Here is an 18,845-nt window from a genome sequence, read left to right on the forward strand (position 1 = left end):
ATTTTTTTTCTACCACTGAGAGCCCCGGGTTCTGATGGTTTTCTGCTTCTTGTTGCTGATATAATCGGTTAACAAAACCCTGTCAATATCTGACGGGTTGATATAGTACGACCGACCTTTCACGTACTTTTCCATTTCATTTACGTAGCCGAGCAGCGAGTCCTCCTCGCTTATCATAATAGTGTCAATGTCGATGTTAAGCGAGTGGCACCTCTTGGCCTCTACTATCGTCCGCTCACCTATGTACTGGTCGACCTGTCTGTACCTGTAGCACAGGTAGACGAGCTCGCCTGAAGCCGTGTCAAGATTCATGCTCTGGCTTGTCCTGACCATATCGAGAGTCTGTCTGTCAGGCGTGTAAAAATGCGAGTACGGCCTCTGCGAGAGAATCTTGTCCTGCTCGATCTTGTCGCTGATAAAACAGGCACTTGGGTGGCCGTCAGTCACAAGTACAATGCGTTTGTTCATGGAGCCGTCTTTCTGGAGAATTCTGCTTGCAAGCCTGAACGCGGCCTGATAATTGGTGTAGTGAAGAAAGTCAGAGCCCGGTTCGAAGGTCTTTAGGTACGGAATGTCCATTGGCGCGATTTTTGAGGCAAGAGCGCCAAAGCCGACAATGTAAATTGAATCGGATGGAAAGAACTTGCGATTCAGGAGGTAGAGGCTCCAAAGTGCGCGCTTTGCAGCCTCTATTCTGCTCATGTCTCCGTACATCGACGAGTAGCGCATGGTCGAGCTCAGGTCGATGCAGTATACGACGGAAACCCTGACGTCTTGCATGGTCTCGTACTCCTCAAAATCCTCGACGTCCATTTGAAGGGGCGTTGTGAGGGGGGCCCCGCTGTCTATCGTCCTCTGAATGCAGTTCAAAAGCGAACGCGGCACGTTGAGTAGCCTGATGTCGTCGCCAGGCTCAAACTTTTTGCTCGTATCGAGCAGAATGGAGCCGCTGCCATAGTTCTGGGTCTCGTGCAGGCCGGAATCTCCCTGCTTGAGTGCCTTCATCACGTCGCCGAGAATCCTGTTGCCAATCCCCACAAAGCCCCTTGGGCTGAGCCACTTTGGCGAGTCCTTCAGGTATCCTCTCTGCATAAGAAATGAAACAAACGGGAGGCCCGAACCTTTGTCCTGATCGTCAAGATCACCGGGGAGGGGCTTTGAGCGAGTGGATTTTCCCAGATCGGCAGGGGTTGACGGGGACGCGGCAGACTGGAGTGCCTGTTCGAGTTCCTGCAGTGTCGGCGTCTTTTCCCTGAGTGCCTCCCTTCCTGCTGCGGAGAGCAGTTTGTTCAGAAGGTCCCTACCGCGCTGCTTTTTTTCAAAGTCGCTTTCAGAATGCTGGCCTGCAGAGCGCTGCCTTTTCTGGTCACTGCTCTTAGAGTCGCCGCTCCTGTCCTGTTCGGGGCTGTCAGCAGACACGTAAAGGAACCGCTTGCTTGCTGCTGCCCTATATGGCTGGGACATAGGTGTTTTCCTTTTTCTCAAGCACAGGCGGCTGCAAGTGGCTGAGGCCTTCGAGGACTAATTCGGTGACGGAGGCTGTAAATTCGCCGTCAAGTTCTGTGTCGGAGGACACCGACATGGTCGGGATGCTGTACAGGCGCGCCCGCTCGACGAGTTGCTTCTGTCGCTCTCTGACAGCCGCAGCGGCCTCTGCAACCAGCTGCTTTAGCAATGGAAACTTGCCAAGCTGTGACTGGTAATCATGCGCGTCGCCCTGCTTGCCTGTCCCAAGACTTGACTGTGAAACCTGAAAGGCCTTGTTCTTGGCAAATTCTGACTTGACCTTTGAAACCAACTCGGGCTGGAAATTGTCCGCATAGCTGAGCGAGATCTGCGAGAGCGTATTCTCTATTATGGAGTAAAGCACGGTATCGCGGTTTTCCCTTGTGTCTTCCATCTCGGAAAGTTCGAACTTTGAGGACTGGCGGATAGCGTAGATATCGCTCAGACGCGGTATGGCAATTACGTTGTTGTGAATCGCTCTCGTCCGCTCGGCCTCGCCTGTCAGTACTTCCATGGAGTGAACAGCCATTCTTACGCTCACGCCCTTGTCGTGGTTGACGCTTTGGTGGGCTCTTGCCCCCTGGGTCACCATGGCTATGATTCTCAGCATAAACTCTGGGACAAAGACCGGGGCATCTGGAATTCTCGCTTCCTGCAGAACGATGAGCATCTCGTCTTCTACGGTCTTTGGATAGTGGGTGTCGACGTGGCTTTTCAGCCTGTCAAAGAGGGGCTCTATGACCTTGCCAGAGTGGGTATAATCAATCGGGTTTGCCGTGGCGATAATCTTTACGTCCGGCTTGAAGACGACGGGGTAGGCGCCTGTGGTAAACTTGCCTTCCTGAAGCACGCTGAGAAGCGCCACCTGCTTGCGCGGGTCAAGGACCGGCAATTCGTCAATACAGAGTATGCCGTGGCGCGCCTGAAGAAGCTGGCCTGCAGAGTATGACTCGATGCTGTACAGCTCAACGCCCTTTTTGGCGATTTTTATGGCGTCAATCTGGCCTACTAGATCCTTCACCGAAATATCTGGGGTAGAAAGTATGTACTTGTACCTGTCTTCTCCGGAAATCCAGTCCACCTTTGTCTCGAGTTTGTCGTTCTTGATTATTTCCTCGCACTCGTTTGATACCGTAAATTCAGGATGGGTCCTGACAATATCGCCACCGCCGAGTAGCGCGGTCATGTGTTCCTCAGGAATCGTGGTAGGGATATCGTTTGTAATGGTGCCTCTGACGACCGGTATCGGCGAGAGCAGGCTTTTGGCGATTGACTCTGCAATCTTGGTCTTTGCCTGGCCTATCTGCCCCACGAGAAGCATGTCGTGCCCCGAAAGAATGGCCCTGTTTACGGCAGGCACAACGTCCTCGTCGTACCCGATGATGCCTGGATAGGGGTGCTCGCCGGCGCGCAACTTGCGAATCAGATTTCCGCGCAATTGCGCGTCTGCGCTTGCGTGCTTGTAGTTTATCTTGAGCAAGTCTCCAAGGGTCTTGACCTGCCTATAGTCCTCCGGGACGCCTGGCTGAATTTCAGAGTATTTTGGTTTTGAACTGTATGCGCGATGAACGATATCCTCAATCTTGGAACTCATGAGTAGAGTTACATAGCGAGCGTTCAAGTTAAATTTAAGTTAACGCGCCCAGCATAGCCTAGTGGTTTTCAATCGCAAGCTCTACCTGTCGGAGCAGTTCCTTCATTTCCAGTTCCGCGTCTGACTCTGTTTTTTTCCGAACCTCGCTCGCGCTCTGCAATGCTGTCGTTTTTTTGGCCTCGGGTGGGCTTATAATAATTTAGATAAAGCAATACTCACCAAGCGACAAAACTTTTCGCTGCGCCGGATGCTAGTAAGACTTCCTGTGGCCATTTCCGGCTAGAGCCTGTACACCCAGCATGGTTTTTATTGCCGTCGCAAGTCGAAGAAGCACACTTGTCTGCTTCAGAGTACAAGCACATCCTCAGAATTGCAGGAAAAGACATTGAGGGCAGCAAAAAATTGATTGTTGCTCTAAGTGAGATAAAGGGCATAGGCTACACCTATGGCCAGGTTTTGGTAAACACGTTAAAAATTAATCCCAACATCCGGGTTGGCTTTCTTACAGAAAACGAAATGCGCGAAATCGAGAGCGCGATCTCAAACCCCTCAAAGGCAGGCGTTCCAGAGTGGTATCTCAACCGCAGAAAGAACGTCGACACAGGGACCAGCGGCCACCTGATTACCTCGGATCTTGATTTTGCAATTTCTAACGATATCGAACGTGAGAAGACGGTGATGAGCTGGCGAGGCTACAGGCACATGTTTGGCCTTCGCGTGAGAGGCCAGCGCACTCGGACAACAGGCCGCAAGGGAGGAGCTGTCGGCGTAAAGAAGACGAAGGCAATGCCTGGCGCCGCGCCTGGAGCTCCCGGTGCTCCCGCAGCCCCGGCAGCTGCTGGAGCCGCCCCTGCTAAAGATGCCAAGGCCGCTGCACCGGCTGCTGGAGCTGCATCAGCTCCGAAGGCTGGAGCCGCGCCCGCCGCAAAGGAGCCGGCGAAGAAATAGGAGTCTGGTGTTGATTGGGAGATCCGCGTAAATCCCGCAAACTGTTCCACCGTCCAAGGCGCATCTGGACTACGGATCAGCTCTCATCAGAGCTATACGTGATGGGTTCTTACGGCCTGAGAAACAAGCGAGAACTCTGGAAGGCGCAGACCGAAGTTGCGAGAATCAGAAACCAGGCGCGAGCCTTGCTTGCACTTCCGACCGAGGTCCGATCAGAGAAGGAAAGAAGGCTTCTTAACTTTCTCACGCGCCTCGGTCTAGTTAACGAAGAGTCCTCACTTGACGACATTCTCAACCTCAAAATTGAGGACCTGCTTGAGAGGCGCTTGCAGACAATTGTCATGAAAAAGTCCGGCGCCAGGTCACCCTACCAGGCACGACAGGCAGTAAGCCACGGCCACGTCTCAATAGGGAACCGAAAGGTGAACCTCCCTGGCTATTTGGTAAGAAAGGAAGAGGAGGCGGGAATCCTGCTTCACATAGAACTCCCCAGTGCCGGAGCCCCGAATTCTGCCCCGCAGTCCTAGGCAACAGCGGTGCCGACCACGTCTACGTGGTCAATCTTGCCGTCAGAATCCATGTCAAAACCCTGCACCACGACGGCAAAGTCAGTCTTTTCGTTGAATCTTTTCAAGACCTCCTCGCTGTAGTTTGTAAGGGCAATAACTGCGGCCTTTGTCCCGGCCGACCTGACACCTGCAAGTACGATTATGCTTGTCGTCGGGTCGTACGGATTTTGAATCTTTGCAATGAGCCCATGGGTGTCTGAGGTGTACCGCCTGCCTGACCTCTCCACTAGGCCTGCCCAAAAGTTGTTCTCGTCGAAGCGAATGGGAAGGTAGCCGTTGTACTCTGCGGTCACCATGTTGGTGCCCGGTCCGCCGAGGGTGATGAGATTCTGCCCTGTCAGGGACTTTTCAGCCTTGGCGTCGCTGTCCAATTTGACGACAAAGCCCGAAGGCGCGCTGGAGCTGATTGTCCCGAGGAAAAACGCAAGCTGGATGGCGTAATGGCCGTCGCGCGCAGAAGACTTGTGAGGGCCGTGCGGCTCAGGCGAGCCTACGATGATCAAGCCTCTGAAAACATTCGTCTCGTCAAAATATCCCCTGAAAAACCGCGAAGCAGGCTTGAATTGGGAAGAAACGGGTGATTCCACTCGCGCCTCCTCGGACTCCATCTCGATTCCAAATGCCGGGCTGGCCGTATGGTACATCTTGGCGGTTCCGCCCCTGACAAGAATCCTGCCTGTTTCCTCAAGCGCACCGATAGCAACCAGTTTTCTGATGTAATAATATGCGCTCTGCTCGTAAATCTTCAGAACCTTTGCAACCTGGGCGGGATACATCGCGTCTTGTGACAGCAGCTGGACGATCCTCCAGGCGACGGGGTTTGAGAGGATTTTCATTGAATTTACATCATCAAATATCGTTATCTTTTTCGCGGTCGCCTTGCCATCCGACTCGGAAACCAGTGACTTTCTAAGCACCATCCTGATAACTCTACCACCACTATATAACATTGAACACTGGTACACATGTACATTTTGTAAAAATGTAACATTCACGCTCCGGACTCCTATGTACCACGGTATAGCGGGTAGAAGCGCGCGTCAATAATGGATTTAAGCCTGCGTATGGTGGAGTTTTTCGTATGTGTTCCATAATCGGATATCGTGGTAAGAATTCTGCCGCTCCTATTATCGTTAATAGTTTAAAGCGGATGGAGTATCGGGGATATGACAGTGTCGGAGTTGCGACGATTGACGACGAAAGTGCAATCCGAGTTCGCAAGGGCACCGGCAAGGTACTTGAAGTAAACAAGAACCTGGGAATAAGCGGAATGAGCGGCCACATCGGCATCGGACATACGCGCTGGGCGACCCACGGCGGCGTAACGGACAGTAATGCACACCCCCACTCTGCATGCAACAACGGTATAGCCGTCGTTCATAACGGCATCATAGAGAATTACAAAGAGCTCAAGCAGACCCTCGAAAAGTCAGGCCATCATTTTACCAGCCAGACAGACAGCGAGGTAATAGCCCACCTTCTAGAGGTCCACTCAAGCGCGGGTCATGACATCAAACAGGCCATGATCAAGACTTGTCACGAGCTCAAGGGCAACTTTGCGTTTGTCGCCGTCTTTAGAGACGGGACCATTGCGGCCGCTAGGTTTGAAGAACCTTTGATTGTCGGAGTCGCAAACGACGGCTACTTTTTGTCAAGCGACGTGCTCGGCTTTCTGGAATACACCGACAAGGCGATATTTCTCGACAACCGGGACATCGCAGTTGTTGACAATTCGAAACTCGAGATATTCGACTTTGATGGAGTGCCGGTGGCAAGGCCTATCACGCAGGTTGCGTGGGAACTTGGAGATATTGACAAGGGAAAATACGCCCACTATACGCTCAAGGAAATAAACGAACAGAGGCTCACCGTACTGCACGCCTCGAGGCAGGACGAGGCGAAAATTGAAGACTTTTGCAAGGTGCTAAAGGACGCCGAGAGCATCTACCTGACGGGCAGCGGCACAAGTTTTCATTCCGCAATGATCTTCAAGCACCTCCTTGCAAGGTTTGCGAAGCTCCGCGCCGAGACTGTCATGTCTAGCGAGGCTCAATACGTGCTCTCATCAATGGATTCAGGCTCGGTTGTGGTCGCGTTTTCACAATCCGGCGAGACAGCAGACGTTCTTGATTCCGTGAGAATTGCGCGCAAGCAGGGTGGAAAGGTCCTTTCAATAGTTAACGTCACGACGTCATCGCTTGCAAGAAACAGCGACGTCTTCCTTTCGACAAACTGCGGCCCCGAGATTGGCGTCGCCGCGACAAAGAGCTTTACCGGTCAACTCTCCTTGGTCTACTCGATAGTCAGCCGCCTCTCAGAGGGCAGCCTTGACATGGCCAAGTCCGGTGTGCCAGCTGCAATTGACAGCATGATTGCCAACCAGGCAAAGGTGCTCAAAGTAGCAGACCAGATCAAAGAGTCCACCGACGTCTACCTTCTTGGCAGGTCGCTCCACTATCCAATCGCCCTTGAAGGCGCCCTCAAGATGAAAGAGCTGGCTTATGTCCATGCTGAAGGAATAGCGGCCGGCGAGCTGAAGCACGGTCCGCTGGCGCTGATGGAGAAGAACACGCTTGTAATTATCCTGAACCCGCGGGACTCCACTTTCAGCGACTCGTCTTCTAACGCCCACGAGATAAAGGCAAGAGGTGCCACCGTCATTGGCATCTCAGACAAGCCCGACGACACATACGACTTTTGGATTGAAATTCCACACATGGAAAACGAGGCCTTCTACCCAATAGTCGAGGTTATCGCCCTGCAAATCCTCGCGTACTACATGGCACTTGGAAGAAACGCCGACCCTGACTATCCGCGCAACCTTGCCAAGTCTGTCACTGTAAGATAGCCTGCGGGGAATAAAGTGACGGAGGGCCGGCGATGCCTGCCCCCCGCACGACCGCATTTTCTGCAAATTCTTATTATAGGCGTTGGAGTGAACTCGACAGCGTTTGAACTGGCGAATAGTGGCAATTCTGGCAAGCGTCGTGCCATTTTTGGTACTGTTTCTTACCACCAAGGTCTCGCCAGGTGATGTTTTTGCCCTGGGAGTCGTCCCCTTTGCCATGTCTGCCACGGCGGCGCTATCGCGTAACTTCTTGCAGGCAATCCGATTCAAGTACTACATCCGCCGCTTCATAGGCCGTGACGTGAGCTCCACTGCCAAGACCGTGGAGGCAAGGCTTGGAGGCGAGTTTGTCACATCCACCACGCCCTCGTACGTGGGAGGTGAGTTTGTCAGAATAGCCTGGCTTGCAAAAAACGGTGTGCCGCCGGGCAAGGCCGCATGGGTGGCGACAATGGAGATTATCACCGACGTGTTTGTTGGCTCGATGCTCGCGTTCATGGCAGGCATAGTCGCGATACTGCGGGGAGGGACCGTGATAGGCTCGATTGTAATTCTCGTCACAATCCCGACCTTTGCCGTTTGGCTTGTGCTTGTGCTCGTCTCATCAAAAAGGACGCTGAGGCTGCCAAACTTTGTCCTTCCGCTTCTTCAAAAGTTTATTGCAAAGCAAAAGGCTCAGAGCCTTGTAGAATCGGCGAACACTGCTATTTCTGACCTCTGCCAAATGAGCCGGGAAAACTTTGGCCAGAAGAAGACCCTTGCAACTTTTGCCGCGGGGCTTGCAATAACCTTCGTTGCATTTATCGCCTACGGCGCCTCATTTATGATCCTTGCAAACGCGGCTGGCTCTAAGATAGGACTGTTCGACTCACTGATGTCCACCTCGGCTTCCACCTCGATTGCAAATCTTCCAATCACAATTGGCGGATCGGCTCTTGCTGAACTGGGAATCTGGGCATACCTGGCAAACCTCAGCGGCATACCCGACTATTCTGCTTTTGTACATGACTCGCAGCTCAAAGTCATCATAGCGTGGAGGATAACAACATACCATATCCCGCTAGCAGTCTCTTGGATTGCTCTCATGAGACTGACGACGCGCAAAGCGACTCCGCCAAACCCGGACCAGATTTCCGTAAATCCTGCCGACAACCCCGGCGACCCTCCTGCGAAGTAGGGCCGGCCGTACTGGTTTATTCCTCGTCGTCCTCTGACTCGGAGCCTGCCGACTGAGTGGGCGTATCCGACTCGACATCCATCAGTTGGAGGTCCGCCAGCTCAAACTTGTAAATCGCCTTCATGTCAAGGCTGTACTTTGTCTTCAAAAGTTCAACCAGCTTTTCTGAAAGAGGGCCGGTGAACATGTTTATCTTGAATTCGTATACAAAGCCTTTCATAAAGTCGGAAATCTTCATGGACTTGGGCACGTCGAGGCCCTCAACTATGGATCTTCCATCGGGGATTGGCTCGTAGACCTGGATGTCCACCTTGTACTCCTGCTCATAAATGTCAAGAAAGTAACCCGTGCGGCTAATGACTTCCTTTTCGCCGAACTTTACAGACCTGATCTCGTCCTCGGCCCACTTTGGGAGAGCCTCTTCCTGCGAAGAGGAACCTGAGGAATCCTTTGCCTTGGCCCGACCCATCGCTATTGTATCCTACCTAGAGCGAGTCGGCTCTGGATATAATAGCTTTGAGTCATCGTAAAACACCTGTTTACAAAATATTACCCGCGGGTAGCTGAATTATGACACATCTGTTTAACGTCTTTTTCTCTGGCTAGACACCATGACGAGCTTTAGCAACAATTGGGTGAAGGACAATAAACCAAACATGTCTGAGCGGATAAAGCAGAACGTCGGGCCACAGCAGCCCTTGAAGCCACGAATCGAGTTTGCAAAGAACAAGATTCAGGCGCAGAACCAGAAACTTGACACCATCCTTGAAAAACTGAAGGGCAAGGAAAAGTCACTGTTTAATCAGGTCGTATCGTCTCTCCAGAGACATGATGCGCAGCAGGGCAAGATGGTCTCAAACGAAATTGCACAGATTAGAAAGACCATCAAGATGATATCACAAATAAAGATGGCACTGGAACAGATACAGCTCCGCCTCGAGTCAACCATCGACCTCGGAGATGTAATGGTCGCAATCGGTCCGGCAATGGGTGCATTGACAAGGGTAAGGTCCGGATTGTCAGGAGTAATGCCAGAAGTCGACAGAGAGCTTGGTGAAATCAACGGAGTCTTTAGCGACATCATGATGAGTGCAGGAAGCATGGGCAACACATCTTTTGCCTTCGACGCAAGCGGCGAAGAAGTAGACAGAATCCTTGCAGAAGCAGGCGCAGTGGCAGAGCAGAGAATGACCGAGAACTTCCCCGACGTCCCGGTAGGCTCATCGATAGGCTCAAGGTCTATCGCCGGCGAGCACACGCAGTAGGAAACCTGTTAGGCGGGCTTGCCGCCTTTCCCTTTTTTCATTTTCAAAGCAGAAAAAATATACAGATATCCCCTGCACAGTCTTTTCTGACAAGCATTGAAGGCGATTTTTGTAACGGGAACGGCTGGCTGCGGCAAATCACTTCTCACATCTCGCCTTCTGCGCTGGTATACGGACAACGACGCCTACCCGATTTCGCTCAACCTTGACCCCGGCGTCGGCGCGCTTCCATACGAGCCGGACGTCGACATACGCGACTTTGTCGACATTGACACAATCTCTGAAACATACGGCCTGGGGCCGAACGGCTCGCTTGTAATGGCCAATGACATGATTGCAACCCGGCTTGACGAGGTCCAGCTCGCAGTGGACCAGCAAAATGCGGACTATGTGGTAATTGACACCCCCGGGCAGATCGAGCTGTTTGCCTTCCGGCAAAGCGGCCCGGTAATCGCTTCAAACCTCAGAGCAGAGGACAAGGCAAGCATCTTTGTTTTTGACGGTGCGCTGGTGTCTTCGCCGGTAAACTTTGTATCGATATCACTGCTATCTGCGTCTGTTGCCCTCAGGCTCAAGACTGCCAGCCTTGACGTCCTCTCAAAGACCGACCTTATATCCGAGAGGCTTGCCGACATCCTCGAATGGGCATCCTCTTCCAGTGCACTAGAGGAAGCGCTTTCAAAGGAGAGAGAGACGGAATACTCATATCTGAGTGCAAAGTTGGCGCGCGCCCTCTCAGGGGCCGGCCTTGCCCCTGGCCTGATACCCGTATCGGGCGTGACTCTTGGCGGCCTGGTTGAGCTCGGCGCAGCTCTTGCGCGAGCTCTAAATCAGGGTGAGGATGGTTAGCTTGAAGAAAACGGAGGAAAGGAATTCGATTGCGATTTAGGACCTGCACTGCAAGGGCGCCATGCTCCACGGCCAATCTGGGGCCGGGGTATGACGTGTTTGGGCTTGCCCTTGACGCGCTTGAGGACAGGGTAACAATCACTGCTACCGAGAGCCATCGGGGCCTCAAAATCAGCATAGCCGGCCTGGCAGGCGAAATTTCCACAGACCCCGAACAGAATTCGGCGGGCCTGGTTGTGGCTAGAATGGCAAGTGACGCCGGGTTGGAAAGAACCGGCTTTGATCTGGAAATAAACAAAGGGGTACCAGCAGGCTATGGAATGGGAAGCAGCGGCGCCTCGTCAGCCGCCGCAGCTGTTGCCTTTGATCACCTTCTTCAGCTTGGGGTGGAAAGAAACAAGCTGGTCGAGTACGCTGCGGCGGGCGAAATCGCGAGCGCCGGCGCCGCACACTATGACAATGTCTCTGCGTCGCTTCTCGGCGGCTTTGTGATTTCGCGGCTCTCCGGTCCGAGCACTCCTGAATTCGTCCGGTTTGAACCGCCTCATGGACTCCGGCTTGTCGTCGCGGTGCCGCGGGTTGCCGTGCCAAAGCGCAAGACCGAGGTTGCACGCAGCGTGCTGCCCAAAGAAGTGTCTCTTGAAAAACTGGTCCACAATGTTTCTAGCGCAAGCACTATTGTGGCTGGCTTTTCGAAAGGCGACGTGGAAATGATAGCGCGTGGGGTCGATGACGTGATTGTAGAGCCGGCGCGAAAGGGTCTAATCTCGGGTTACGACGACGTCCGCAGGATGGCACTGGACGCCGGAGCGCTCGCTGTCACGATAAGCGGCGCAGGCCCGTCTCTCATTTCTATACTCAAGGGGCGGGACAAAGAGGCGCAGGTGGCTCAGGCCATGGAGCAGGGCTTCAAAAGGTCAGGCATCGAGAGCAAGACGTTTGCGTGTGGTCCTAGCAAAGGCTCCGAAATTCTCTCCGCAAGGTAGCGTCTCCGATAGCCCGCAGCCGGAACGAAATCGAAGTGCAGTAGTTACTTCTTGCCTTTGCTGAGAAATGCGGTCATCATGTTCTTTCTGTCTTCGTGCGCAAAGCAGAGGGCCCATCCGTAAATCTCCAGCCGCAGGCCGGTCTCGATGTCCGAGTCCATTGCCCTGTTGACAAGCATCTTGCTCACCTTGACCGCAGTCGCACTGTTCTTTGTGATTTCTCTGGCCAGGGCAATACATTCGGAAATCAACTTCTTGTTTAGCAGCTTGGCAACCTCCGCAGCGCGCTCTTTTTCCTTGGCTGCGTCGCCCTTGGGCGCCTCAGCTGGAAGCTGGTCCTCCTGCCCTAGGCTGACAACCTTGTTTACAAGGCCAATCGAGGCGGCCTCGTCGGCGGTTATCATTTTCCCTGTGAAGATCATTTCCTTTGCCTTTGCGGGACCAACCAGCCGTGTGAGCCTCTGGGTGCCGCCCCAGCCAGGCGGGATGCCTATTGTTACCTCTGGCTGTCCCAGTTTCGCATTGCTTGAAGCGACCCTGATGTCGCATACCATCGCCAACTCGCATCCGCCTCCCAGAGCAAATCCGTTTACCGCTGCAATGACCGGCTTGTCGAGTCTTTCGATCTTGTTGAGAACGGCCTGAGCGGCCGTCGCGTATTTTTCCGCGTTCATTGGCTCAATATTTACCATGTACGAGATGTCGGCACCCGCACAAAACGATCGCTCGCCCGCACCCGTAATGATCACGGCCTTTGTACCCTCATCGGCCGCAAGTATGTCAATCGTCCTTGATAGTTCGGCGATAACATCAACGTTCATTGCGTTAAGTGCCTCTTGGCGGTTTATCCTTACAATTGCGATGTCGCCCAGTGGCTCAAGTTGGATATACTTCATCGTTCCAGACATGGGGGCCGGACAGCTTTGTCTTTAAATTAAATCTTCTGAGAAATGTGCGAAGTCGGGTTCTCCTGTTTCAGTAACACGCGAGCTCGGATACGGTTAAAAAGCTACAATGGACGCGCGGATGCATAGTGAAGCTGCACCGATCAAACGCTCGAAATTTGTCCGACGCTGAGGTGGTCATCTTTGGAGTCGCCGACGAGTCCGGCTCGCACGCTAAAAGGAAAGGGGCAGGCGCGGCCCCGGACGTGCTCCGGGCGGCCTGGAATGAATTCGAATACTTTGAGCGATCTGGAAAGCTAATCCCCGTGGCTCCAATGAGGGGAGGGCTCGACGGGAAGGCGGTTTACGATTCGGGCAACATTGGCAAGAATGCCGTCGCAAGATTCACCTCAGAGCTTGCGACGCAGGGTAAACTGCCTGCCATTATTGGCGGAGACCACTCCGTCACCACTAGGGCAATCGAGGGAATCCACAAGGCACTTGACAGACGGATTTCAATACTGTACTTTGATGCTCATCCCGACTTTGTCTCGTCGGCACGAAACTATTACGGCTCAGTCCTTTCCGATTGCTCTGAATGGCTCGATTTTACAAAGAGCGCCCTTGTCGGCACAAGGGCAGCTGAACCTGAGGAGGTTGCAAACATAAGGTCCTCCAAGCTCAAAATGTTCAGCCCGATTGACATTGCCGAAAAGGGCGTCGTCAGCGTCGCTGAAAGATTGGTTTCAAGGATAGGGTCGTCGCCTACTTATGTTTCGGTTGACCTTGATTGCCTGGACCCGGCTTTTGCCCCCGGGGTGTCCGTGCCGTCTCCATGCGGCATGTCAGCGATAGATCTTACAGTTATGCTAAAGACCGTGATGAGCAAGGGCAGGGTTGTCGGGCTCGATATGGTGGAACTGTCTCCTGATTATGATTTCAACGGCATGACAGCCAGCCTAGCTGCCAAATTACTCTCAGAGTCGATTGCATCGCTCCCATCCTAGACTTGAGTCGGACCGGGAGCCGGCTTTCTGGAAATGAACGGCAAGCTTGATGCGTCAATGAACCGCCACGGCTTGTCGCAGGCCCTCGAAATCCCAACCCTGGTGCAAGATTCGACCCGCGGTGTTGGACCGGATGGGCTCTCGCAAATAAAGAGTTCTGACAGGTGGCTAGTCAAATCGATGCCGTTAAGGTTCCTCGAAATGCCCATCGCTTGTGTCAATCTTCCCGGGCCCGAAGCCAGCTCCTGGAGGTCTTGCCTCCTGCGAAACGACTGCATTATGTCAATGCCCAAGTTGGGCCTGATGCTGCGAATGAGAACTGCCCCTGCGCTAGCCGAGTCGTCCCTCGCGGTCACATTGACGCAATGGTGGTTGCCGTACGTAAAATAAACATAAGAAAACCCGACGGGTCCGAACATGACTGAATTTCTTTTGGTGATTCCTCTAAACGCATGGCTGGCCTCGTCGTCCTCAGAACCGTATGCCTCGGTCTCTATGATTGTCCCCGCCAGGGTGAGGCTCCTGCCTTCGATGGAAATGCGCCTGACAAGTTCAAGCCCAACAAGATCCCTTGCAACTTCCTGCGTCGGCCGGCGGTAAAAGTCCCGTCGAAGCGAGGCTAGCGGTTTATGCGAATTCTTCAAGTGAATGGTCCGGTGAGTTGCGGCTGGGAATTCCTGCATGCGTCGCAAGAGTCTGGATGTCGCGCTCCAGGACTGATTTCAGGCTCCTGTTGTAAATAGCTGCCGCCGGATGAATCGTCAGAAAGTATTTGCGGCCCTTTGATGTTATTATTTTTCCCCGGCTTGCGGTTATCGATCCGCCGCCTAGCAATGAGGAAAATGCTGTCCTGCCAAGTATGCAAATGATGCGGGGGTTTATGAGCGAAATCTGCCTTTCGAGATACGGCCTGCATGCTTCAAGCTCGTCGTCCTGCGGAATCCGGTTCTCCGGGGGCCTGCATTTTACGACGTTTGTAATGAAAACTTCTGAACGTTTCAGGCCTGCCTTGTCGAGAGCGGAATCTAAAAGTTTTCCAGCAGCGCCGACAAAAGGCCTGCCCTTTGCATCCTCGTTTTTCCCGGGCGCTTCGCCCACAAACATAATCTTTGCCAAAGGTACTCCCTCGCCGGGAACCGCGTTTGTGCGAGTTCTTGAAAGTTTGCACAATGGGCAGCCCTTGACCTCCCCGGCTACTTTTTCAATCGAATCCGACTGTCCAGCAGACAAGCGTTCAATATCGTGTGGTCGGCGTTCAATAAATAGAGATAGGTCTCACACAGTGCTCCTCTTTTGTTATTCTGAAAAATTGACAAGAAACATTATTGGTAGGAAGAATTAGCGGCGTGATGTCTCATGTCAATTACAATTTAGTCATTATCCTCTTTTTTTGCCTCCCTTGCATTCATGACTGTACGGCAAATTGAGATTCAAGCAGCGCTAATCGGAGCAGGCGTTGCGGGAATAATCGCAAGAGTTGTAATATCTGCTCTGGCGAAAAATCTTTTCTGGCGGCCTAATGTTTGCGACGTTACCTGCCAAAGCGAGGACTTGATTTTTGTGGTCAAGGACGACATTCACGCATTGCGAGGGGAATAGTTTCATGCATACAAGAACGGTATCAGATGCGGGCAGAGTACGTTGTCCAGAAAATCACTCCGCACTATGTGTTACTTTTGTCGGGCCTCGATAGGTGGACACCAAACAGAGAACTGGTTAGGACTGGGTAGCCCCAATCCACTCCCCTCGCCCTAAAGGCTATCTAAGCAGCGCTTGTGCGCGTAGAGTCAGTTGCCTGTGACATCTGGCCGTAAAGATTATCGAGTATTGCGCTAAGCTTTGAATCGCTGGAATACTTGACCGGCTTTGACCCCATCTTGGTGCACAGCCTTGTCATCATTCGGTTGAGGATAAAGTCTGACGCGGTATTGAAGCTGGACCACAATATGGGAGATATCTTGTCAGCATCAAAGTAGCACCACTTCAGGCTCGTATTGTGCTCACGTAGTCGAATTTCTAGCCATGAGAATGACTCGGGGCCGAGCGCCTCAAGTATAAAATCGGAAATCACTTTTGAAACCTCGCCGTTGAATTCCTCCGCGGAAATTCGCTTCCGGTGAACCTCTTTGTCTCTTGATTTCAGGGCTGGGGCTGGGTGGGATAATTTCTGCCCTGAAATTGCCTCCAGATTGAGCCAGAGTTTTTGCAAAAGCATTTGCCCTCCCTCATGGCCAAACATCTCGAGGATTGATGCTGACAGTTTGTCTTTGTCTATTGCTGGACCTTTCGCGTCCAGGCCGTACTTTTGTTGCAGCGTCGCAAGGATCGCCGCCTTTGGCCCATCGCCCAAGGCCGTTAGAGTCATGTCGAGGGCCGATGGCAGCAGCGCCTGTGCGCGGGGAGCATTGCAAACTGGTTCTGGGACCTTCAAAACTACTTTCAAATCAAAGGCAGAGGCGATTTTATTTAATTAGGGTTGCATGTAATCCAAATTAATACTTCAACAGAAGCCTATTTGCCTGTAAAGGAGGGTCTCACTTGAGTTCCTGCCGTATTTGCCGTATAAGCTCCAACACCTCGTCCGCATCAGCAGCTTCAGGATCGATTTCAAGGTACGAGTTCAGGGAATTCAAAGCCTCTGTCGCATTGCCGCTTTTGTAGAGAAGTACTCCTCTGTCTCTTATCGCGTCGGGGTTATACCGATCTAGGGCTAGAATCATTTCGTTTGCTCGCTCGTACCTGCCAATGTCGCTGACCTCCGAATAGCTTGCCTTCAGGTTATTTAGCATCCTAGTGATAACCTGGGCGCTGGTGGCGGCTTCGACAAAGGATTTTGTAAGTGGGATATTCTGATGTGGAAACGACTGCTCCAGCAGTGTTTTGAGCGAGTAATCGTCCATTATCCTGCCCCCGTTAAACGGGTCTACAATTATTTCGCCGTTTTCTCCCTGCATTACATGCTTTACGAGGAAATGCGCGGGAAAACTGACCGGTACCATTGGAAGATTCACCGAGTTAGCAAGCCTCAGGTAAATTACGCAGAGCGTTATCGGAATGCCTTTTTTCTTCTCAAGCACCACGTTGAGGTAGCTGTTCAGGGGATTGTAATAATCCTCGGTGTTGGGCGAGAATCTTTCGACCTGAAACATCTGCTCGTTTAGTTTCTCTATCACAAAAGTTGGCCGCGCAGGCGACGTGGGGCTCTTCTTCAAAGCGGCGAGCACCCGATTCCGCACCTCTTCAATCCTGTCGAGATAACCCTGAACGTCAAGCCCCGGATAAGCGAGGATTCTAGAGAGATGAAGTGCGTATTCGGCAAGAGAGAAGGGGTCATCCCTGGTTCGAATTTTGCTGACCACGGTGTCTTCCCAATCAGCAAGCCAAGAGCCGGAATCAGCCCCCCCTTCCAACAAGATTGGAACTAGGTATAATTTTTCATGTATTTATGTCAATCACGAAAAATTCTATCGGCCAAATAGCACATGCTAATAAATTAAATCATCATAAAAGTGCCCTCCTGCGCTATACCCTCAAAAAGGCCCGGATTCAGTATTTACACACATCACCGTGAAATTCGAATTTAAGTAAGCCATTCGAAAAATAAAGTAAATACTTTTATTCAAACCCCCGAACAAGCATCGATATATGATTTCACGCGGTAGTCCGGCAACTTTTCGCAAAAAGTACCTTGCGCTGTTCGGCGTAGCAGCCGTGCTTGCCACAGTCTTGGTAAGCACATCAGGTGGAAATGCATTTGCATACCGATGGGACGATCCAGCGGTAAAATACCATTGTTTTGTTGACCAGAACAACGACACGAAGATCACTGCTGCTGACGAAGTTAACGGTTCAAACGGCATGGCCCTTGTGCCCTGCAAGATTGACACAGGTGACAACGCATGGATGCTGACCTCTTCAGCGCTCGTGCTCATGATGACGCCCGCCGGTTTGGCTATATTCTACGGTGGTCTGGCACGGCAAAAGAACGCTGTAAACACCTTGCACCTCGTATTCATTACTACCGGCGTGATTGCCATCCAATACGTGCTCTGGGGCTACAGCCTTGCATTCGGACCGGATGCGGGCGGGTACGGCTTCATTGGCACACTCGATTGGGTGGGCCTGAACAACGTACTGCATGACGTACCATCTCTTGCATACGGAGGCATAACAGGAACAACCATTCCTCACGGAACCTACATGATATTCCAGATGATGTTCGCCATAATCACACCTGCACTGATAGTCGCTGCGCTTGCAGAGAGGATGAAGTACAGCGCATTTATCGTCTTTATCGTGATCTGGGCGACTTTTGTCTATGACTTTGCAGCCCACTGGACATGGGAATTGGCGCCAAATAACTACGGCGCGAACCCCGGTTACGTGGGAGGGTGGGGCGGAACTTTTGGCGCCCTTGACTTTGCAGGCGGAACGGTCATCCACATCACATCTGGTTGGTCCGGGCTTGTCATAGCACTGATGCTCGGTAGGAGAATCGGATATGGCAAGATCCCAATGGAGCCCCATAACATATCCCTGGTGGTGCTGGGCGCTGCATTGCTCTGGACCGGGTGGTTCGGCTTCAATGCAGGCTCTGCGGCTGCAGCTGCAAGTAACGCGACCAGTGCTTTCATCGCAACTCAAGTTGCAACTGGTATGGCTGCTGTAACATGGGCTCTGATATCTTGGGCGCATACTGGCAGGCCCTCTACTGTGGGCGCTGCTTCTGGCGCGGTAGCGGGGCTTGTGGCTATTACGCCGGCATCCGGCTTCGTCTCGCCGATGTCATCTATAGTCATAGGCATCCTGGCCTCGGTAGTCTGCTACGCCGCGGTTGCCTTCAAGAACAAGCGCAAGTGGGACGACGTGCTCGACACCTGGGGCGTGCACGGCGTCGGCGGTCTCGCAGGGGCACTTCTGACAGGCATTTTTGCCGAAAAGAGGTTTACTCCGTGGGGACACGACGGACTGGCCTTTGGAAACCCCTTCGCATTTGTGCAGAACGCAGTAGGAGCGTTTGCTGCACTTGCGTGGTGTATGGGTGTGACGGCTGCCATTATCAAGATAATGGACATGGTCTGGCCCGGTGGACTGCGCGTCACGCCAAAGGAGGAAGAGCTCGGCCTCGACCTGGCGCAGCACGGCGAGAGGGCATACGTAACAGAGTAAACCAATCGGTAGCGGCAAGTCTCCGCTCCGAACTCCTTTCTTA

Annotated in this window: 19 protein-coding genes; 10 read left to right on the plus strand and 9 right to left on the minus strand. The window is 52.6% G+C overall.

What is annotated here, in order from left to right; all coding sequences use genetic code 11:
• Positions 1 to 9: 9 nt before the first annotated feature.
• Both ABI361_00130 and ABI361_00135 read right to left on the minus strand, forming a co-directional pair.
• Positions 10 to 1,464, minus strand: coding sequence for a VWA domain-containing protein (locus ABI361_00130; GenBank protein MEO9319058.1), 1,455 nt, complete (start codon positions 1,462 to 1,464; stop codon positions 10 to 12).
• Positions 1,448 to 3,100, minus strand: a complete 1,653-nt coding sequence (locus tag ABI361_00135) for an AAA family ATPase (GenBank protein MEO9319059.1) — start codon at positions 3,098 to 3,100, stop codon at positions 1,448 to 1,450. The genes ABI361_00130 and ABI361_00135 overlap by 17 nt, the downstream gene beginning before the upstream one ends.
• 336 nt (positions 3,101 to 3,436) lie before the next feature.
• Here ABI361_00135 and ABI361_00140 point away from each other — a divergent pair, with 336 nt between their 5' ends.
• Both ABI361_00140 and ABI361_00145 read left to right on the plus strand, forming a co-directional pair.
• Positions 3,437 to 4,048 carry a 30S ribosomal protein S13 gene (locus ABI361_00140; protein ID MEO9319060.1) on the plus strand — a complete coding sequence of 204 codons (612 nt, stop codon included), beginning with the start codon at positions 3,437 to 3,439 and terminating at the stop codon, positions 4,046 to 4,048.
• 14 nt (positions 4,049 to 4,062) lie between these two features.
• Positions 4,063 to 4,575: a 30S ribosomal protein S4 gene (locus ABI361_00145; GenBank protein MEO9319061.1), complete on the plus strand. Its 513-nt coding sequence runs from the start codon at positions 4,063 to 4,065 to the stop codon at positions 4,573 to 4,575.
• Here the strand turns inward: ABI361_00145 and ABI361_00150 are convergent.
• Entirely contained in the window at positions 4,572 to 5,537 is a 966-nt protein-coding gene (locus ABI361_00150) for a hypothetical protein (GenBank protein ID MEO9319062.1), read from the minus strand. The genes ABI361_00145 and ABI361_00150 overlap by 4 nt on opposite strands.
• 161 nt (positions 5,538 to 5,698) lie before the next feature.
• Here ABI361_00150 and glmS point away from each other — a divergent pair, with 161 nt between their 5' ends.
• Together glmS and ABI361_00160 are read left to right on the plus strand one after the other, a co-directional pair.
• Complete coding sequence (gene glmS / locus ABI361_00155; GenBank protein MEO9319063.1) at positions 5,699 to 7,465, plus strand: glutamine--fructose-6-phosphate transaminase (isomerizing); 1,767 nt, start codon at positions 5,699 to 5,701, stop codon at positions 7,463 to 7,465.
• A 103-nt stretch (positions 7,466 to 7,568) separates the two neighbouring features.
• A complete protein-coding gene (locus ABI361_00160) occupies positions 7,569 to 8,642 on the plus strand; it encodes a lysylphosphatidylglycerol synthase transmembrane domain-containing protein (protein ID MEO9319064.1) in 1,074 nt (357 codons plus the stop codon).
• 16 nt (positions 8,643 to 8,658) lie between these two features.
• Here ABI361_00160 and ABI361_00165 read toward each other — a convergent pair whose 3' ends face one another.
• Positions 8,659 to 9,111 carry a hypothetical protein gene (locus tag ABI361_00165; GenBank protein MEO9319065.1) on the minus strand — a complete coding sequence of 151 codons (453 nt, stop codon included), beginning with the start codon at positions 9,109 to 9,111 and terminating at the stop codon, positions 8,659 to 8,661.
• Positions 9,112 to 9,253: 142 nt separating this feature from the next.
• Here ABI361_00165 and ABI361_00170 point away from each other — a divergent pair, with 142 nt between their 5' ends.
• The 3 genes from ABI361_00170 (at position 9,254) to ABI361_00180 (ending at position 11,742) form a co-directional block, all read left to right on the plus strand.
• Positions 9,254 to 9,907, plus strand: coding sequence for a Snf7 family protein (locus ABI361_00170; protein MEO9319066.1), 654 nt, complete (start codon positions 9,254 to 9,256; stop codon positions 9,905 to 9,907).
• A 96-nt stretch (positions 9,908 to 10,003) separates the two neighbouring features.
• Positions 10,004 to 10,756, plus strand: a complete 753-nt coding sequence (locus ABI361_00175) for an ATP/GTP-binding protein (GenBank protein ID MEO9319067.1) — start codon at positions 10,004 to 10,006, stop codon at positions 10,754 to 10,756.
• Positions 10,757 to 10,785: 29 nt separating this feature from the next.
• Positions 10,786 to 11,742 (plus strand): homoserine kinase, encoded by a 957-nt coding sequence (locus tag ABI361_00180; GenBank protein MEO9319068.1) that lies wholly within the window; start codon positions 10,786 to 10,788, stop codon positions 11,740 to 11,742.
• 44 nt (positions 11,743 to 11,786) lie between these two features.
• On the opposite strand, the gene ABI361_00185 is transcribed toward ABI361_00180, so the two are convergent.
• Positions 11,787 to 12,650, minus strand: a complete 864-nt coding sequence (locus tag ABI361_00185; GenBank protein ID MEO9319069.1) for an enoyl-CoA hydratase-related protein — start codon at positions 12,648 to 12,650, stop codon at positions 11,787 to 11,789.
• A gap of 125 nt (positions 12,651 to 12,775) precedes the next feature.
• Here ABI361_00185 and ABI361_00190 point away from each other — a divergent pair, with 125 nt between their 5' ends.
• Positions 12,776 to 13,633 (plus strand): arginase family protein, encoded by an 858-nt coding sequence (locus ABI361_00190; protein MEO9319070.1) that lies wholly within the window; start codon positions 12,776 to 12,778, stop codon positions 13,631 to 13,633.
• On the opposite strand, the gene ABI361_00195 is transcribed toward ABI361_00190, so the two are convergent.
• Entirely contained in the window at positions 13,630 to 14,316 is a 687-nt protein-coding gene (locus ABI361_00195; protein ID MEO9319071.1) for a DNA-3-methyladenine glycosylase, read from the minus strand. The genes ABI361_00190 and ABI361_00195 overlap by 4 nt on opposite strands.
• Positions 14,261 to 14,863 carry a uracil-DNA glycosylase gene (locus tag ABI361_00200; GenBank protein ID MEO9319072.1) on the minus strand — a complete coding sequence of 201 codons (603 nt, stop codon included), beginning with the start codon at positions 14,861 to 14,863 and terminating at the stop codon, positions 14,261 to 14,263. The genes ABI361_00195 and ABI361_00200 overlap by 56 nt, the downstream gene beginning before the upstream one ends.
• Before the next feature lie 177 nt (positions 14,864 to 15,040).
• Between ABI361_00200 and ABI361_00205 the strand changes: the two genes are divergently transcribed.
• Positions 15,041 to 15,232 carry a hypothetical protein gene (locus ABI361_00205; GenBank protein MEO9319073.1) on the plus strand — a complete coding sequence of 64 codons (192 nt, stop codon included), beginning with the start codon at positions 15,041 to 15,043 and terminating at the stop codon, positions 15,230 to 15,232.
• Between the two features lie 163 nt (positions 15,233 to 15,395).
• Here the strand turns inward: ABI361_00205 and ABI361_00210 are convergent, their stop codons facing one another.
• A complete protein-coding gene (locus ABI361_00210; protein MEO9319074.1) occupies positions 15,396 to 16,064 on the minus strand; it encodes a hypothetical protein in 669 nt (222 codons plus the stop codon).
• A 103-nt stretch (positions 16,065 to 16,167) separates the two neighbouring features.
• The gene (locus ABI361_00215; protein ID MEO9319075.1) at positions 16,168 to 17,043 is read right to left on the minus strand and encodes a transglutaminase-like domain-containing protein; all 876 of its coding nucleotides are present in this window, start codon (positions 17,041 to 17,043) and stop codon (positions 16,168 to 16,170) included.
• 235 nt (positions 17,044 to 17,278) lie between these two features.
• Between ABI361_00215 and ABI361_00220 the strand changes: the two genes are divergently transcribed.
• Positions 17,279 to 18,802 carry an ammonium transporter gene (locus ABI361_00220; protein MEO9319076.1) on the plus strand — a complete coding sequence of 508 codons (1,524 nt, stop codon included), beginning with the start codon at positions 17,279 to 17,281 and terminating at the stop codon, positions 18,800 to 18,802.
• Positions 18,803 to 18,845: the final 43 nt, after the last annotated feature.

The organism is Nitrososphaera sp., from assembly GCA_039938515.1.
GTDB lineage: Archaea > Thermoproteota > Nitrososphaeria > Nitrososphaerales > Nitrososphaeraceae > Nitrososphaera.

What these genes read in the sequence shown, in the direction of transcription:
- ABI361_00130 (MEO9319058.1), bottom strand. Translation starts at nt 1,464, where the DNA reads ATGTCCCAGCCATATAGGGCAGCAGCAAGCAAGCGGTTCCTTTACGTG.
- ABI361_00135 (MEO9319059.1), bottom strand. Translation starts at nt 3,100, where the DNA reads ATGAGTTCCAAGATTGAGGATATCGTTCATCGCGCATACAGTTCAAAA.
- ABI361_00150 (MEO9319062.1), bottom strand. Translation starts at nt 5,537, where the DNA reads ATGGTGCTTAGAAAGTCACTGGTTTCCGAGTCGGATGGCAAGGCGACC.
- glmS (MEO9319063.1), top strand. Translation starts at nt 5,699, where the DNA reads ATGTGTTCCATAATCGGATATCGTGGTAAGAATTCTGCCGCTCCTATT.
- ABI361_00165 (MEO9319065.1), bottom strand. Translation starts at nt 9,111, where the DNA reads ATGGGTCGGGCCAAGGCAAAGGATTCCTCAGGTTCCTCTTCGCAGGAA.
- ABI361_00170 (MEO9319066.1), top strand. Translation starts at nt 9,254, where the DNA reads ATGACGAGCTTTAGCAACAATTGGGTGAAGGACAATAAACCAAACATG.
- ABI361_00185 (MEO9319069.1), bottom strand. Translation starts at nt 12,650, where the DNA reads ATGTCTGGAACGATGAAGTATATCCAACTTGAGCCACTGGGCGACATC.
- ABI361_00195 (MEO9319071.1), bottom strand. Translation starts at nt 14,316, where the DNA reads ATGCAGGAATTCCCAGCCGCAACTCACCGGACCATTCACTTGAAGAAT.
- ABI361_00205 (MEO9319073.1), top strand. Translation starts at nt 15,041, where the DNA reads ATGACTGTACGGCAAATTGAGATTCAAGCAGCGCTAATCGGAGCAGGC.
- ABI361_00220 (MEO9319076.1), top strand. Translation starts at nt 17,279, where the DNA reads ATGATTTCACGCGGTAGTCCGGCAACTTTTCGCAAAAAGTACCTTGCG.